This window comes from Bartonella sp. A05 (assembly GCF_026930145.1).
GTDB lineage: Bacteria > Pseudomonadota > Alphaproteobacteria > Rhizobiales > Rhizobiaceae > Bartonella.
This window is the reverse complement of the sequence record NZ_JANHOJ010000006.1, coordinates 16,130-29,687: the sequence shown is the minus strand read 5'-3', so window position 1 is coordinate 29,687 and position 13,558 is coordinate 16,130. Positions and strand designations below refer to the sequence as shown.

Annotated in this window: 15 protein-coding genes, 1 tRNA gene and 4 pseudogenes; 4 read left to right on the top strand and 16 right to left on the bottom strand. The window is 36.1% G+C overall.

Going from position 1 to position 13,558, the window contains the following annotated elements; all coding sequences use genetic code 11:
- Positions 1 to 146: 146 nt before the first annotated feature.
- Positions 147 to 386, bottom strand: coding sequence for a hypothetical protein (locus tag NPX98_RS06175; protein WP_269023274.1), 240 nt, complete (start codon positions 384 to 386; stop codon positions 147 to 149).
- Between the two features lie 861 nt (positions 387 to 1,247).
- On the opposite strand from NPX98_RS06175, the gene NPX98_RS06170 reads away from it, so the two are divergent.
- Positions 1,248 to 1,394 (top strand): hypothetical protein, encoded by a 147-nt coding sequence (locus NPX98_RS06170; RefSeq protein ID WP_269023273.1) that lies wholly within the window; start codon positions 1,248 to 1,250, stop codon positions 1,392 to 1,394.
- A gap of 314 nt (positions 1,395 to 1,708) precedes the next feature.
- On the opposite strand, the gene NPX98_RS06165 is transcribed toward NPX98_RS06170, so the two are convergent.
- From NPX98_RS06165 to NPX98_RS06115, 11 genes and pseudogenes are all read right to left on the bottom strand, one after another.
- On the bottom strand, positions 1,709 to 1,993 hold the full coding sequence (locus tag NPX98_RS06165) for a HigA family addiction module antitoxin (protein ID WP_442864478.1): 285 nt from the start codon (positions 1,991 to 1,993) through the stop codon (positions 1,709 to 1,711).
- A pseudogene (locus NPX98_RS06160) lies at positions 1,976 to 2,215 on the bottom strand (type II toxin-antitoxin system RelE/ParE family toxin); the annotation flags it as partial. The gene NPX98_RS06165 and the pseudogene NPX98_RS06160, both read right to left, overlap by 18 nt.
- A 408-nt stretch (positions 2,216 to 2,623) precedes the next feature.
- The gene (locus NPX98_RS06155) at positions 2,624 to 3,019 is read right to left on the bottom strand and encodes a type II toxin-antitoxin system HicB family antitoxin (RefSeq protein WP_269023272.1); all 396 of its coding nucleotides are present in this window, start codon (positions 3,017 to 3,019) and stop codon (positions 2,624 to 2,626) included.
- A 352-nt stretch (positions 3,020 to 3,371) separates the two neighbouring features.
- Positions 3,372 to 3,650, bottom strand: a complete 279-nt coding sequence (locus NPX98_RS06150) for a hypothetical protein (RefSeq protein WP_269023271.1) — start codon at positions 3,648 to 3,650, stop codon at positions 3,372 to 3,374.
- Positions 3,647 to 4,360: pseudogene (locus tag NPX98_RS06145) on the bottom strand (phage antirepressor KilAC domain-containing protein). The gene NPX98_RS06150 and the pseudogene NPX98_RS06145 overlap by 4 nt, the downstream one beginning before the upstream one ends.
- A 960-nt stretch (positions 4,361 to 5,320) precedes the next feature.
- Positions 5,321 to 5,614: a type II toxin-antitoxin system RelE family toxin gene (locus NPX98_RS06140; RefSeq protein ID WP_269023270.1), complete on the bottom strand. Its 294-nt coding sequence runs from the start codon at positions 5,612 to 5,614 to the stop codon at positions 5,321 to 5,323.
- Positions 5,604 to 5,858 carry a type II toxin-antitoxin system RelB/DinJ family antitoxin gene (locus NPX98_RS06135; RefSeq protein WP_269023269.1) on the bottom strand — a complete coding sequence of 85 codons (255 nt, stop codon included), beginning with the start codon at positions 5,856 to 5,858 and terminating at the stop codon, positions 5,604 to 5,606. Before NPX98_RS06135 ends, NPX98_RS06140 begins: the two co-directional genes overlap by 11 nt.
- A gap of 121 nt (positions 5,859 to 5,979) precedes the next feature.
- Positions 5,980 to 6,207, bottom strand: coding sequence for a type II toxin-antitoxin system RelB family antitoxin (gene relB / locus NPX98_RS06130; protein WP_269023268.1), 228 nt, complete (start codon positions 6,205 to 6,207; stop codon positions 5,980 to 5,982).
- 72 nt (positions 6,208 to 6,279) lie between these two features.
- Complete coding sequence (locus NPX98_RS06125; RefSeq protein ID WP_269023289.1) at positions 6,280 to 6,831, bottom strand: hypothetical protein; 552 nt, start codon at positions 6,829 to 6,831, stop codon at positions 6,280 to 6,282.
- Positions 6,832 to 6,998: 167 nt separating this feature from the next.
- Positions 6,999 to 7,088, bottom strand: coding sequence for a type II toxin-antitoxin system mRNA interferase toxin, RelE/StbE family (locus tag NPX98_RS06645; RefSeq protein WP_442864477.1), 90 nt, complete (start codon positions 7,086 to 7,088; stop codon positions 6,999 to 7,001).
- Positions 7,089 to 7,269: 181 nt separating this feature from the next.
- A complete protein-coding gene (locus NPX98_RS06115) occupies positions 7,270 to 7,542 on the bottom strand; it encodes a type II toxin-antitoxin system RelB/DinJ family antitoxin (protein WP_269023267.1) in 273 nt (90 codons plus the stop codon).
- Positions 7,543 to 7,802: 260 nt separating this feature from the next.
- Between NPX98_RS06115 and NPX98_RS06640 the strand changes: the two are divergent.
- Positions 7,803 to 7,901 (top strand): annotated as a pseudogene (locus NPX98_RS06640) (toxin-antitoxin system HicB family antitoxin); the annotation flags it as partial.
- Between the two features lie 13 nt (positions 7,902 to 7,914).
- Here the strand turns inward: NPX98_RS06640 and NPX98_RS06110 are convergent.
- The 3 genes and pseudogenes from NPX98_RS06110 to NPX98_RS06100 form a co-directional block, all read right to left on the bottom strand.
- Positions 7,915 to 8,484 carry a hypothetical protein gene (locus tag NPX98_RS06110; protein ID WP_269023266.1) on the bottom strand — a complete coding sequence of 190 codons (570 nt, stop codon included), beginning with the start codon at positions 8,482 to 8,484 and terminating at the stop codon, positions 7,915 to 7,917.
- Between the two features lie 139 nt (positions 8,485 to 8,623).
- Complete coding sequence (locus NPX98_RS06105; protein ID WP_269023265.1) at positions 8,624 to 9,220, bottom strand: hypothetical protein; 597 nt, start codon at positions 9,218 to 9,220, stop codon at positions 8,624 to 8,626.
- Positions 9,221 to 9,593: 373 nt separating this feature from the next.
- A pseudogene (locus NPX98_RS06100) lies at positions 9,594 to 10,006 on the bottom strand (antA/AntB antirepressor family protein); the annotation flags it as partial.
- Between the two features lie 858 nt (positions 10,007 to 10,864).
- On the opposite strand from NPX98_RS06100, the gene NPX98_RS06095 reads away from it, so the two are divergent.
- Both NPX98_RS06095 and NPX98_RS06090 read left to right on the top strand, forming a co-directional pair.
- The gene (locus tag NPX98_RS06095; protein ID WP_269023264.1) at positions 10,865 to 12,031 is read left to right on the top strand and encodes a hypothetical protein; all 1,167 of its coding nucleotides are present in this window, start codon (positions 10,865 to 10,867) and stop codon (positions 12,029 to 12,031) included.
- Positions 12,032 to 12,205: 174 nt separating this feature from the next.
- Positions 12,206 to 13,024, top strand: a complete 819-nt coding sequence (locus NPX98_RS06090; RefSeq protein ID WP_269023263.1) for a hypothetical protein — start codon at positions 12,206 to 12,208, stop codon at positions 13,022 to 13,024.
- Between the two features lie 383 nt (positions 13,025 to 13,407).
- On the opposite strand, the gene NPX98_RS06085 is transcribed toward NPX98_RS06090, so the two are convergent.
- Positions 13,408 to 13,497: transfer RNA gene (locus NPX98_RS06085), tRNA-Ser, on the bottom strand.
- Between the last annotated feature and the right edge of the window lie 61 nt (positions 13,498 to 13,558).

The following is a 13,558-nucleotide window of genomic DNA, read 5'->3' as shown; positions in this document are numbered from 1 at the left end:
CATTTTCTTGTCTAGAACACATCCTTGCACTCCAGTGTGAGCGTAAAGCGGTCAGATGCCTTATTGCTTAGCTGTTGCGTAATCTTTCAACTCATAGCAAGCCCTACAAGACAGTGTATTGACCATTTGTTTGACCTAGAGCGGTTTCAAGGTGTTTTGCAAGAAGTTGAATGGGACTTATCCAAAGCACGTTGACCAAACCAGAAGGACATAACAGCAGCAAACAATGCCTGTGTTTCAGCGTCCCACACAGTCATTAAGCCGGTGGTTAGCCGATACCCTGCTCCAGCAATTTGAACAGAGCAGCAGTTTTGACGGTAGCAAATAAGAGGAAAAATGCATGAGTAATCACTGGACACACCAACACCCGCAAAACCTCCAACCATTTCACACCGCTGAGTTGGCTAGCATGAGCATAAAGTGCCTTACTTTCAGCCATACAGCCTGCAACTGTATTCCTTCCAGACGCTGGTAATCACTGTCCTGAAAATTAATCCTTGCTGCAAGAAAAAGCACTGAGCCTGTTTCACAAAGCTTAAACCTGTTGCCTGAATGGCTATAAGTTCCTTTAAAATCTGCTTGTATACTGTTGCAGCGTCGATAACCAAGAATGATATTCTCTGCGTCTCTCAAAACGAGATAAAGTTTTTTTTCTAACTTCTATATGAAAAAATGCCGGAGTTCTATTCCAACCTTGTTCTTTATTATTCCATCAATGGATCCTACATCAAAAAACACCTTCTGACTAAGCATAAGCCTTAATCCCTATGCACAAAACACACAAATTGATTAAAAATGAATTATGTCAAAAATACGTATTGACATAATTAAAACAAATATGTTAAATGCTAATATAAATTAATTGATAAATGAAAGGATAAAACAATGACTGAGAAAGTAGAACTTTTATCTAAGCTAACAGAAAAAGAAGAAACCATAACAAAAATAATGAGTCTCGTATCAAAATACGTAACTGAGCAATCTAATCTTTTACATGAGCTTCTTTCCAGTATTTTGAAGCTAGTTTCCTAGTGTTTTATCAATTGATAAATGAAAGGATAAAACAATGACTGAGAAAATAGAACTTTTATCTAAGCTAACAGAAAAAGAAGAAACCATAACAAAAATAATGAGTCTCGTATCAAAATACGTAACTGAGCAATCTAATCTTTTACATGAGCTTCTTTCCAGTATTTTGAAGCTAGTCTCCTAGTGTTTTATCAATTGATAAATAAAAGGATAAAACAATGACTGAGAAAATAGAACTTTTATCTAAGTTAATAGCTAAAGAAGAAACACTATCTAAGATAGTAGAGATGGTATCACAATACATGACCAAACAGTTTGATCTTTTGCAAACATTAATTTCTAATATTTCTCAACTAATTGCTTAATATTTTATTATTAGAATGTAGTTTGTATCGATATGCCTAAAGATAACACTACATGCTCCCCACACTAACAGATGGGGAGTACGAATTCAAACTCTTGGATAATTCTGGAGTTCCTAAAATTACCATCTCTAACCACTCAACTCATGACGTGCTGCCGTCGACAAGAAGACTGATCTCGTTATTCTTTTTTTGTGTGCACATTTATCAATCGCACGTAATAGTCCTCTCTCAATCGAAATATTCGTGCACGCAACAAAGTATTCCTCCTATTCATTGTCATTGAGAATAGGTTAACATTTCTGTTCTAACCGCTTTTAGGCCATATGCTTGACTTTGTCTATTTTAGCGAATTCTTCTGCTTTTTCCGCTTGTAATACATGCACGTCATAGGCAGCCTGCATGTTAAGCCAAAATTCAGCTGTCGTATCAAAAAAATAAGCTAACCTTAAAGCTGTATCAGGGGTTATAGGACTATTTTCAGCAATAATACGTTCTATGCGCGTGCGTGGAATATTTAACGCTTTGGCAAGCGCATAAGCCGAAAGTGCATATTCTTTTTCAACCTTATAGGCGTTATTGGAACGCCACTCAAAACAAATACGAAATTGGTCATTAATATGGATAGAATATTGTCCTTGTCGGTCACCTTTCAATGCTTCTAAACGATTACCGAGAAGACTGCGCAAATCTTTGAAATCAACAGCTTTATCCAATATAAATAATTTTCTTTGTGCTGTGCGTACCAAATTCATAGGAAAGCCTTTGGGTGGGTTATCTTCCAAAAGAGATTTACACCACTTATCAGCAAAAGATTTTATCACTCAATGACTTTCATTCGCTGTTTTATATATCATATCATGATACAAATCTAAAAGAAAGAATTAATGTGGATAATAACTCCCCCCACCCTAATGGATAAGATTTGTATTATAAGTTTTTAACAAAGAATCCAAATTTTTGGAAAGTTCTGAATTTCCAAAGTCGGTAAAAACAGTCATGACCTTTATAAAACTTGGGAATTCATTTTGGATATTAATAAGTAAAGCCTGTTCTACTTTTTCCATAATATCTGTCAAAATGGTGCATTCTTCCTCTCCAATATTTTCATGATTAGAAAACTGAAATAATTTTTATGAAAAAAGGCCGGAATTTAACTCCAGCCTTGCGTTTTTATAAATTATAAAATTATTTATCTAAATTTGGACTCTCAGCTAAACAATCTTCTAGTCCTAAATATTAAGTTCATGACGTGCTGCTGTTGACAAAAAGGCTGATCTCGTTAGCCTTCTTTCGTGTGCACATTCATCAATCGCACGCAAAAGTCCTCTCTCAATCGAGATATTCGTGCGCACAACTTCTGCATCATTTTCAATAAATGGAACCTGTATTAAAAAACCACCTTCCAACAAAGCTGCTTTAACAGTTTCTTGTTGCATCACTTCTTGAAGTTTTAATGGTTCAGGCACTGTGTCCATTTCTTCACAATAAAGTTGCAATGCTTCCGTTGCATTAGCCATCAACTGTTCTTCCTCATCGGCCGCAGAAAAAAGGCCTTCAAAATCAGGAAATTGAACACCGAAAGCAGAATCTTCATACTTTTTGGCAATGGCAAAAAACCTTTTCATTCTGCTCATCCTTTCTTTAATAAAAAGGCACATATCTTGGTATTTGTGCATTAAATAAATACAAATTGATCAAATTTGAACGAATCTATTAAACGCTGTGCTATTCATAATATCCGTAATTTAGGAGGTATTTTTGCAAATGAAAAGCGCAATATTTTCAGTAGTTATCTGCTTAATAACAGCTTTTTATCTTGTGAGTTGTGAGTCAGAAGCAGAAGCAGAAATCAAAGATCTCAAGCGAGTAATTGATAACCTTCGGGTAAGGAATAACATTCTTGAAGAAGAAAATGAATACCTTAAGCGAAAACATGAATGTCCTTAATATTGCAAAATAAGCAAAATATCCCCATCCTTAATGGATGGGGCTTGTGTTATAAATTTTTAACCAAGGATCCAAGTTTTTGGAAAGTTCTGAATCTCCAAAGTTGGTAAAAACGGTCATGACCTTTATAAAACTTGGTAATTCATTTTGAAGCCTGACAATTAAAGCCTGCTCTACTTTTTCCATAATATCTGTCAAAATGGTGCATTCTTCATCTCCAATACTTTCATGATTAGAAAACTGAGACAGCTTCATCCATAAATCACACAGAAATTCAGTATCCATATTCTTAGGGTCTATTCTGTTCATTGTACACCCCCATGGAACTGCTCTCTCAAGCAGGCAAGCCCCTGAGTGGTGAGTTTAGTTGTCGAAACTACTTTTTCTGTTCCATCCTGTCGTTGTACAGTGAAGGTGACGCAATCCATCAGACCTTTTCTGATCTTGTCCTGATAAGGCAATAAAGGTTCTCCGGGAGAACGTCGATAAATCCAATAATTGCATCGTAAATAATGTGTTAGCTCTTTTGGCAGCATTTCCAGTATCTTTGCTGCCTCGGTTAGTCCAAACAATCCATCACTGCGTTTGAAACTCTCCAGTGCCTTTGCTTTTGCTTCTAGTTCAGCAATGATGGTATTTTTACGCTCTATTTCGTCTTTGAGGTGCGTTACAAAGCCTAGCATTGCTTCAGGCTTGAATAGTCAATGCGCGTAGTGGTTGCTTGCTTTGCTCGCCGTTCGCATTCAATGAAATATTAACGCGCTTGCTTACCCTTTTCGTTACGCTCAACCATGGCAAACTCTTTCGCCATTTCTAAGGTGAGGTAATATTCTGTGCTCGGACGACATCTTTTTGATTTCTTGCCAAAATTGGTGAAAATCATACTCTTTAATTCGGCGTGCAATCCAATCATTGAAACGCACTTTGCTTTCTAAAAACGCATACAGCTCACGCGCATTTACTGTTTGGACAGTTTCCTGCCCAATGATATTTTCCTTAATTGGAATGAGAGTGTTCATTACGAACTCCTTACTATTTAGATGTTTCTTAATGACACCTTAGAAAAGGTATCGGACGCTAAGAAACACGGTAGTAAGTCCGTCATTATGCTTTTCCCGTAAGGGTGTTGTATGGCATAACTACACCCGACAAGCTCATTGTATGCTACAAACATACAATGAGTCAAAGCATTTAATGTTATGCAGAAAATGATTGTATCGGCAATCTACCCGCTTACTATAACGGTGTTTCTTAGGCACCCAGTTTGAAAAAAAACATATTTCCGCCATATTGTTAACAGAAATCTACATCTCGCGTTCTTTATTTTTTAAACGCAAGAGTTCAATTGAGAAAACAGAATTTACTTATTTGACATTTTGTTTATCTTTGTGTAATCTGCGAAATGATTTACGCGTTAATTTGTTAATGAGTTTGTATAAAATTAGTAAGATTGTACATTTTATAAGGGAATTGAAAAGAATGGTTAAGCAGTGAAGTGGCGAAAGAATCTGCAAGGAATAGCCTTTAGCTTTCATTCCGCCACCATTTTTGTTATCTCTTTCGGGATAATTTTATAATGCTTTCTATAATAAAGCATATAATCAAAATCTTAAACAGAATTTCATCTGTTGTGTCAATTTGCCCGTAAATGGTTTGTCCGAATCCGCCAAAGATACCTTCCAAACCAAGAAGGGCAATATTTTTTTTTAATTTAAATTTTACCCCATTTTATCTCCTTTCTTTAAAAATTAAAATATATTCTTCAGATTAAATGCTTATTAAAGAAAATTCAAGAGTTTTATTCTATTTAATTGGGATATTTTTTATATATGCTGTAATATCCACAGAAAAGACCACTGAGAAGATTTTGCATATGTTTTGGTGTTTTTTGTCATAAAAATACTTTTAGCGCTGTAAATGGCAATTTGACACAGTTTTCATCAAATAAGAACAAGGTTTGGTTTAATTAATAAAGCTCCTTATTTTTGTATTCGTGCACTAGCTAATTCATAAACTTTTTTATCTTCACGTTTACCAACAGCAACAACCAAGATCACGATTTCTTTATCAATTACTTGATAAACCAAACGAAAACCTGAGGATCGCAGTTTTATTTTATAACAACCAGCTAAATCGCCATATAAGCGTGCTGACTCAATATATGGATTACTTTGTAATTTCTGTAACTTCTTTTTAAACTGTTCTCGAATAGCTTTATCTATCTTTTTCCATTCGTTTAGTGCTCGCTCGTCAAACTCAATATTAAAGATCATTGAGGTTAACTCTGATACGTTTTGCTGGATTTTTGAGACGTTCGCGAACAACTTCTAGAATATCACTGTCTTCATCGTTATCACTTATCATGACAGAAATCTCTGAAAAAGGTAACTTCCCATTTTCTGCTACATAACGTAAAAACAAGCGTAGTGCATCAGATGGTGGTAGATTCAACTTTTCAAATGCTTGATAGGCATCCTTTTTCAAATTTTCATCAACTCTAATTTGTATTGTGCTCATCACTATTTACCATCACAGTATCATTACGTTTGTCATGCATTATATTGTAATTACACTTGTAATGCAACATTTGTTCATTTTTTATAACACACAGGAATTGCGTAGCTTTTTATAAGGTTATCTAATCGTCCAAACCAAGCTCTTTCCTCACCTCTGAAGAGCTATAAAAAGTGGCATCTCCCTTTTGAATACGCCGCTTTTCCTCAGAGGCTAAATAACAATCTTCTGCCTCCTCTATCCCATATTCAATAATTTTGCGCAAAAAAGAAGATTTCTCACGCCCCGTCTTAGCCAATAGATTGTTCAAACGTGTTTCAATATCGTGTGGCAACTGAATAGATATCATCATAATGGGCTTCCCTGCTCTTTATTCACTATCCTACAAACAAAACACATTGGACGTTTCACATCACGTCTTTCACTATTTCCCGCAAAAATGCTTATGAAGCGCATTAAGAACAATACGCAGCGAATTAACAAGATATGGCAATGATTGATTTTCTATAACAAGATATTGTAGTGCAGCATAAAAGTTATGAGAGGGATGTAAACACTGTACTTCTTTGATCGCCTCTTTCATGTCTTCATAGCGATTAGTCGCTATTGTAACCCATTTTTCAAGGCCGTCTTGATCTTGACTTGTCACTATATTATCATAATGGCCACTAGGAAGACCTTTAGCACATAAATAGTCGTTTCTTACTTGAAGATACTGTTGCGCTGCATCATACTGCTCTTGGCTGATGCCCTCTTTTCCTCCTGATAAACATAACCGCCCAATATAAGAACCAGCAAGCGGGCTCTTAGCATCTTCATACCGAAGCCCGAAATGCTTCATACGCATTTGAATGACCAATTGATCAGCAGGAGCATAGGGCTTTTTCGCACGCAAGATACGGCCATTTGGCTCTCTCACACATCCATTAATCCGTGGTCGTCCACGTTTTGCACGTTTTTTTCTTTTTGGGCATATCTTTTCCCCCCTATGCCATTCATGTAGACTCGTCTTAACATCCTCTTTTGAAGGATTCACTAGTCATTGATCAATCGCAGGCTTTTTTGTAACAATCCTCTACCCACTCTTTACCCATCTATAATCTTTGAGTAACCCAAAACAGCAGAAAAATGATGAGGTTCAATTCATTGAAATAAATCAGAATGCTTGCCCGTACGCTCAAACCGTATTTGATTATCACTAATTTTGTAAATTAACAGCCAATCTGGCTCAATATGTACATCTCGAAAATTGCTCCAATTCCCTTTCAGAGGGTGATCTTTATATAATGTAAAGGCAAAGGCTTCCTCTCTATAAGTAACTGCATTACTTTTTTGATTTACTCTAAATCCTTGCCACGTCTTTTAATAATTTTAATGTCTCGTTTAAATTGATTAGAACGAATTATTTCAAACATTAGATCCCCAAATCACGAAATAAATCCTTCATATTTTTTGCAACGTACACATCTTCACCTTTTTCACTCTTGTTCAGAGTTTCAGCCGTTAACCGGTTAGGAACATGCATATCAAATGGTAATCCCTGCTCACTTACCACTTTAGTTAAAGTAATCCGCACAAAATCAGATACCGTCAGTCCCATAGTTGCTAATATCGCATTGGCTTCTTTCTTTAAATTCTTATCTATTCGTGCACGCACAACATCTTTTGAATCTGCTTCTACATTCATAACTCGGCCTCACAGTTATTTTTCATTATATGGCACAATTGGACCACATAACAAGCTTTTAAAAAATTATATACATATATGCATGCTTGTGCTGATATTGGTTGCTTGTTTCTTTCCTCCGATAATTACAAATGAATCATTATAATGAAACCAGCGCTCTAGCCATACTATTTATTGGTAGTCTGAAAATTGCTGATAGATTAATAAAAAGAATTGCTACTGTCATTAATGATACTTAAGCGCCAGAGAGGAAACAAGGCATGAACAATAATCATTATATCTATCGTGTTTTATGATCGCAAGAAGATGAAGAATATGTTGGCTTGTGTGCTGAATTTTCGTCTCTTTCATGGTTAGATAAAAAAGATTGATCTAATTACTCAGGAATTTGAGTTTAATTGCTTCCCAAATACTTAAAATTGCTTCCCAACAGCTGTATACTCCCGCAACAAAACTTAAAAATGCTAGAAGCGATAACACAAATCTCTTCAGCCATTGATAATATTTCTCCGCTGTATCTAATATACGAAAAAACTTTCTATTTTCTAACTTCTGAAATAGATCTTCCAACTCCAGCAACTTATCTTCTACCACATCATATCGTCTCTTTTCTATATTATGCACTTTAGTTTCTAGAGAATTCTTTTGCACGTTTAGCCCAGAGAGCTTATCTTTTAAATCAAGAAATTTACTTTTTAGCTCATCCGCTTGATCTCCTATATTACACAGTTTACCTTCTATACCTTCCAGTTTACTTCCTATGTTACATAATTCATCTACTATAGCACGACATTGATCTTTTATTGACTTATACAGCTTACCTTTTAGCTTATCCAAACGTTTCTCTATTTTATCTAGACTATCTTCTATCTCATCCAGATGAACTTCTATCTTACACAGTTCACTTTTTTGTGAATTATAATTATCTCCCACCGAGATCATGTGTACCCCAGCATATCTGATTAACTTTTTACTCCTTTAGACGGTTTATTAAGTTTTCCAACAAAACTAAAATGAGTGCTAAATTTAAAAAAGATCATGACAAACAGTTTCTAAATAATGTATTTTTTTGAAAAATCTCTTACGGACGCATCATTAAAATTTTTTTTATAACGTCTTGTATGAAATCAATATCATTCTGATTTTCAGTAACTTGAAGAGACAAAAACTCCCCAACAAAATCAGCAAAACTAGACGGACTTTTTTCCAATAAAGTTTCTAAACAGACAGCATTAAGGATATCCTTTGTAAAAGTCTTATTATACTGCTCATCACTCACGTAATAGGATAAAGCTTTTCTAAATAGATAAATATAATCTGAGGGACATTTTTCCGCTAGATATTTTAACTTAACTGTAGAAGCCTGAATAATACGCTCTACTAAAAAAAAGTTATACCCCCTGCCAGTCTTTTGCAAAAACAAAATCTGACTAAGCATGTAAATATAATCCGAGGGACATTTTTCCGCTAGATGTTCTAATGTATCCTCAGAAGTTTGCATAACCTCCTCTACTAAAAAGCGTATATCTTCTTTTAAATAAATATTATACTCCTTACTATTCACTTGAAGAGGCAAAACTTCTCTAAGAAGCTTAATATAACCGGAAGGACTTTTTTCTAAAAGATATTTCAAATAATTGTTACGATTATCATCTGTTTCGCATTTTTTTTTCTGCATTGCTCTTCTGTATCCTCAAGCGATTGTAAGTATTCACCGCAAACTTTTTATAATGGTAAAATATTTATCCGTAAATAAACAATCTTAAAATAACTTTATAGAAAACATTTGTGCTTTATAAAATATCCAAAAACTGAAATTGCACACAATGCGGATACTCTAAAGTAAGCGTTAAGCAGCGTTTTAATAGTTTTATGAAAATCAATGTTAAAAGAGTGCGATTGCATTGAAAGACTATAATAACCGCGAAAAACCATAATAACGCGTTTATTTTGCGCCATTTATTTGGGTTGCGTTTCTCATATGGGCGTTGGTTATGCGTTGGTTCCCCACGAAAGGCGGGGAAGGTAAATTTTGCAAAGAAGCTAAGCAGTTTTACAACAGAGTTTGTTAAAATGCGTTTGGCTTTTTCGATAAGTGCTTTATAATTTTTGTTTTCTGCTTCTAACTTAAAGGCTTCAACAAGGCATACATAGAGAGGACCTAAACAATACATAGCCTTTTCAGCAGATTTCATATCATTCCAATCACTTGGTAAATCAAATCGTGTGTCGCAATCACAATGAGTTAATTGATTTTTTAACCTCTTCTCGCACTCAATGAAATATCGGCGCGCTTGTCTTCCCTTCTCATTATGCTCATGGAAAGCTCTTTTGCCATGTCTAAAGTAATATGATATTCTAGAGTTGGACGACCACCTTTAGGTTTTACTAAATTTTTAGTAAAAATAATAAAGTCTTGATTTTCTTGGAAAGCATATTCTTGAATACGGTGTTTTATCCATTCGTTCCCTCCTGTGTATCTGCTTTTTCTTCAGTTTGAAGTGTGGCCTTTGCCAACCCAAGCTATGATATGGATGACCTCCTTCTGCCTATGTTTATCCGACACAAAGTCAGCAGGTAATTGACCTATCTTGAATTGCGTCTGCTTATGATCAGAGGCGTTTTGATTTTCATGACTCATTTGAAACTCGTTGGTTTTTTGATTCTTCATCATAGACATGAACGCTTGGAAAAACTCTGAAGTCCAATGAATGCGAGGGATCTGTTGCTTTTTTCTGACTGATCAGCCGAATTTTGCGACGCAAAATGCCAAGAGCCAGCAAACGGGTACTTCAATGCGGCGATCTCGCTCATTTATAAGATTTGTGGAAAGTAAAGACATAGCAAACCTCCTTAAGAATTATTGCGTCACTCAAGGAGTTACTTACTGAAATAATTGAAAAATTGTCGATTCAATCAATGCTGTGCATTGTATCAAATTGGGCTTGTGCACTTCATAAATCTCATTTAATAAAGCTCGTTAACGAAAATTAAAAAGGACGCTATGGAGCAACTGACAAGCACATAGAATATGCTTTTACAGACCATTGAACGCTCGAAACGGACCGTGAGAGCATATCACCTACGATGCAGGGATTTTCTGTGGAATTGGGCGGAAAAGCGTCTAATATGTTCGAGAAGTTCAAGCGACTGAGTATTGCAGGGAAGTATAAGCATATTAAGCTACATTCTGAAAATCAGAAACGAAAATCCATCATTATAAGACAACAGGATGAACTTAAAATCATTGGGGAGGTCTTACGCATCTGCTCGGGTGCTAACACCGAGGCCAACCCTGTAACGACGAAACAGGAGATTGGCGATGTCGCGATATAATCCAAAAGTATTCACAGATGTAGATAGCTTAGGAAAACTGGACACAAAACTGCTTATTCAGCTCTTCAAGGGGTTTCCAAGCTTTTTTAAGGCACATGATATCAATCTTGAAAACGGAGGGCTTAATTTTGAAGAAATCACAAAAGCATTTATGCAGCCCAATGAAAAAATTCAGGATCTTGATGAAACAAATGAACTAATGGAAGCGCTGCAGCTCATAACGGAAATGTCCAGTCAAAATGCAATGGACTCTCTTTTGTTGGCAGCTAATAAACAAGGCATTAAGCTTAAGGACCAGCCCAATAGCTCGCCAGCGGATATTGCTCTTTATTGCTTCCTAAACCACGAAGATCTTTTTCATATTCAATATGCGCGATCATTGGTTAAGAATTATAGAGGGTTTAACTTTTACTGGGGCGCTCACGGTCAGAAAAGAACATTTCCAGAAGTTACAGACGATACTATTACAGCGCTACAGTCTGAACTAGATGACTGGTTTGCAGAGAACAATCGTTTGAGAAATTGTCGAGTTTACATGTTTCCGCGGGGGCATCGTGTCAGCATCGTCATCAAATACGGTAAACCACTCAAGCGAGAACTGAAGATGAAAGATGGTGAAACGGAAAGTATCTTCTATAATCCTCAATGCCATGATTTGCTAATTTACAACTGTAATAGCGATGATATTAGTGTTCGAACTGATGGCAAAAAAGGTCAATTACCTAAATATCTGTATTGTATTGGAAAACATATATTCGGCAATGAAGCTTATTTTAATGAAATGAAGATTTTCTCACTTGATAAGCTGCGCGAAATCCAATCTCCTGCTCATAATTTTGTTTCTGTAAACGGCATTGAAACCGTGACACTCGTTGAAGTGCAATATGACTGGGATGGTGAGACTGAAATTAGAAAGTCTGGAAATTTGCTAAGCACCTTAATTAGGAAGAATGGTTCCAAAAGCACACCCAAGGCAAAGATAAGTTACGCAAAATTCAGTATCCTATTTGAGGGGAGTAATCAACCTCGCAAAATTGGTATTCATTCAGGGAACCAAGCCACATTTGGCAGAGACGAAGATAGCCTTATTATTGAGGACTGGATCAACGAACAGCAATTGGTCGCTCCAAGAATCCCAACACAGAAGATATAGTAATATATGTGGAACAAGCTCGCAAAACTACCTCGGCATGAGCATAACTATGCATTTCTGAAAAAGCATTTTGGCGATACCGAAATAATCAAATCGTGGTTTCAAAAAACAATACATATTGATGAGAATCTGCATTGCGATTGTGGTTATGCTGGCGGAAGACGCGTCCGTAAAATGCCTAATGGCCAACTTTTAGCCATATGCAATGATAAATCCTCTACTTGTCCAGATCTGCCAATTTCGAATAACGACAGATGCTTATATACTTTAAATCTGAAAAAGATTGCTGGTTTCATTGCCGACCTCATGAAAGAAGCATCTGTTTTCAAAGATGTTCAGACCATTGATGAGTGCGCAAGCTGCATAAGAGTCGGACATTATATTCCTCGAGGCACTATTCGTTATCCAATCTTTTTCGGAATTGATACTTATGACGGAGACCTTGACACTATAATCAATCACTTGCTTTGCCTTGATAATCCTGCAATTTTGCTGCTGCCTTCAATAGACAATGTAGGTCAGGCTAAAATCAATGCACTCAAAACAAAAGGCCACGCATTGATTGGTTTACAGGATTTACAAGTTACTGAAAGCCTTATAGACACAACGAAAGCATTACAGTCATTCCAAACATTTCATAAAAATCAGCATAGCAGACATAAATCCAAGCTCATTGAACTTGACGATGTGCTCAGCGTTGACGCGTCTAGTAAGGTATCAGCGAAAGATAGTGCCAAAACCATCATTGCTGATTGGCTTAAAACGGTTACGTCAAAGTCTTCTAAAACCAAAAAAAAACGCCTCTATAGCATTTTGAGCCCTTTTCTCTTATACATTATTAATAAGATATTCGATAATATTATTGTTAAGATAATCAATAAACTCTACATATATTTTGAAAATATGATTTTTACAAAGCTGCAAGATTATTTTTTAGAAAATTATGATGTAATAATAGAGAGATTAGAGAGCTATAATAAGATGCTTTTTTGAGTAAGTCGCTTCGGTCTTGAAGAAGAACCAATTCCTTACAAGAACAAAGCGCATGAATATCAGCCAATTTTAACGATCCGCCAAGATACAAATTGTGATCTTAATGATTGGATCTGTGATATTAATCAGTAAACAATACTACCCATAGACTGGTACAAACTTGGTCAATTGCTAACTCATTAATTTTACATGACTAAAATCTCCGTACGTCGCTTTTCCAAGTACGGTGTTGTTCAGGAAAGGGTCATATATAGGCGAAAAATTAGAGAAAAACGGGGTGTTTTTATAGAGAGCAAGTCAATTGCAAATATCAAAAAAGCCCGCAAATGCTGGGCTTTGAACATTATGCCGTCTGGCACATATGAAAGTTTGTTTTAAGTCAATGGCGGAGAGAGAGGGATTCGAACCCTCGATACGGTTTCCCGCATACACGCGTTCCAGGCGTGCGCCTTCAACCACTCGGCCACCTCTCCAGAGCTTTGCACTATACGCAGAAAAAAAAAGCGCGCAAGCATAAACTCTACACTAAAAACA

Excerpts from the sequence above, each read along its gene's own strand:
- NPX98_RS06175 (WP_269023274.1), bottom strand. The coding sequence starts at position 386 with ATGGTTGGAGGTTTTGCGGGTGTTGGTGTGTCCAGTGATTACTCATGC.
- NPX98_RS06170 (WP_269023273.1), top strand. The coding sequence starts at position 1,248 with ATGACTGAGAAAATAGAACTTTTATCTAAGTTAATAGCTAAAGAAGAA.
- NPX98_RS06155 (WP_269023272.1), bottom strand. The coding sequence starts at position 3,019 with ATGAAAAGGTTTTTTGCCATTGCCAAAAAGTATGAAGATTCTGCTTTC.
- NPX98_RS06150 (WP_269023271.1), bottom strand. The coding sequence starts at position 3,650 with ATGAACAGAATAGACCCTAAGAATATGGATACTGAATTTCTGTGTGAT.
- NPX98_RS06140 (WP_269023270.1), bottom strand. The coding sequence starts at position 5,614 with ATGATCTTTAATATTGAGTTTGACGAGCGAGCACTAAACGAATGGAAA.
- NPX98_RS06135 (WP_269023269.1), bottom strand. The coding sequence starts at position 5,858 with ATGAGCACAATACAAATTAGAGTTGATGAAAATTTGAAAAAGGATGCC.
- relB (WP_269023268.1), bottom strand. The coding sequence starts at position 6,207 with ATGATGATATCTATTCAGTTGCCACACGATATTGAAACACGTTTGAAC.
- NPX98_RS06115 (WP_269023267.1), bottom strand. The coding sequence starts at position 7,542 with ATGAATGTAGAAGCAGATTCAAAAGATGTTGTGCGTGCACGAATAGAT.
- NPX98_RS06110 (WP_269023266.1), bottom strand. The coding sequence starts at position 8,484 with ATGATCTCGGTGGGAGATAATTATAATTCACAAAAAAGTGAACTGTGT.
- NPX98_RS06105 (WP_269023265.1), bottom strand. The coding sequence starts at position 9,220 with ATGCAGAAAAAAAAATGCGAAACAGATGATAATCGTAACAATTATTTG.
- NPX98_RS06095 (WP_269023264.1), top strand. The coding sequence starts at position 10,865 with ATGTCGCGATATAATCCAAAAGTATTCACAGATGTAGATAGCTTAGGA.
- NPX98_RS06090 (WP_269023263.1), top strand. The coding sequence starts at position 12,206 with ATGCCTAATGGCCAACTTTTAGCCATATGCAATGATAAATCCTCTACT.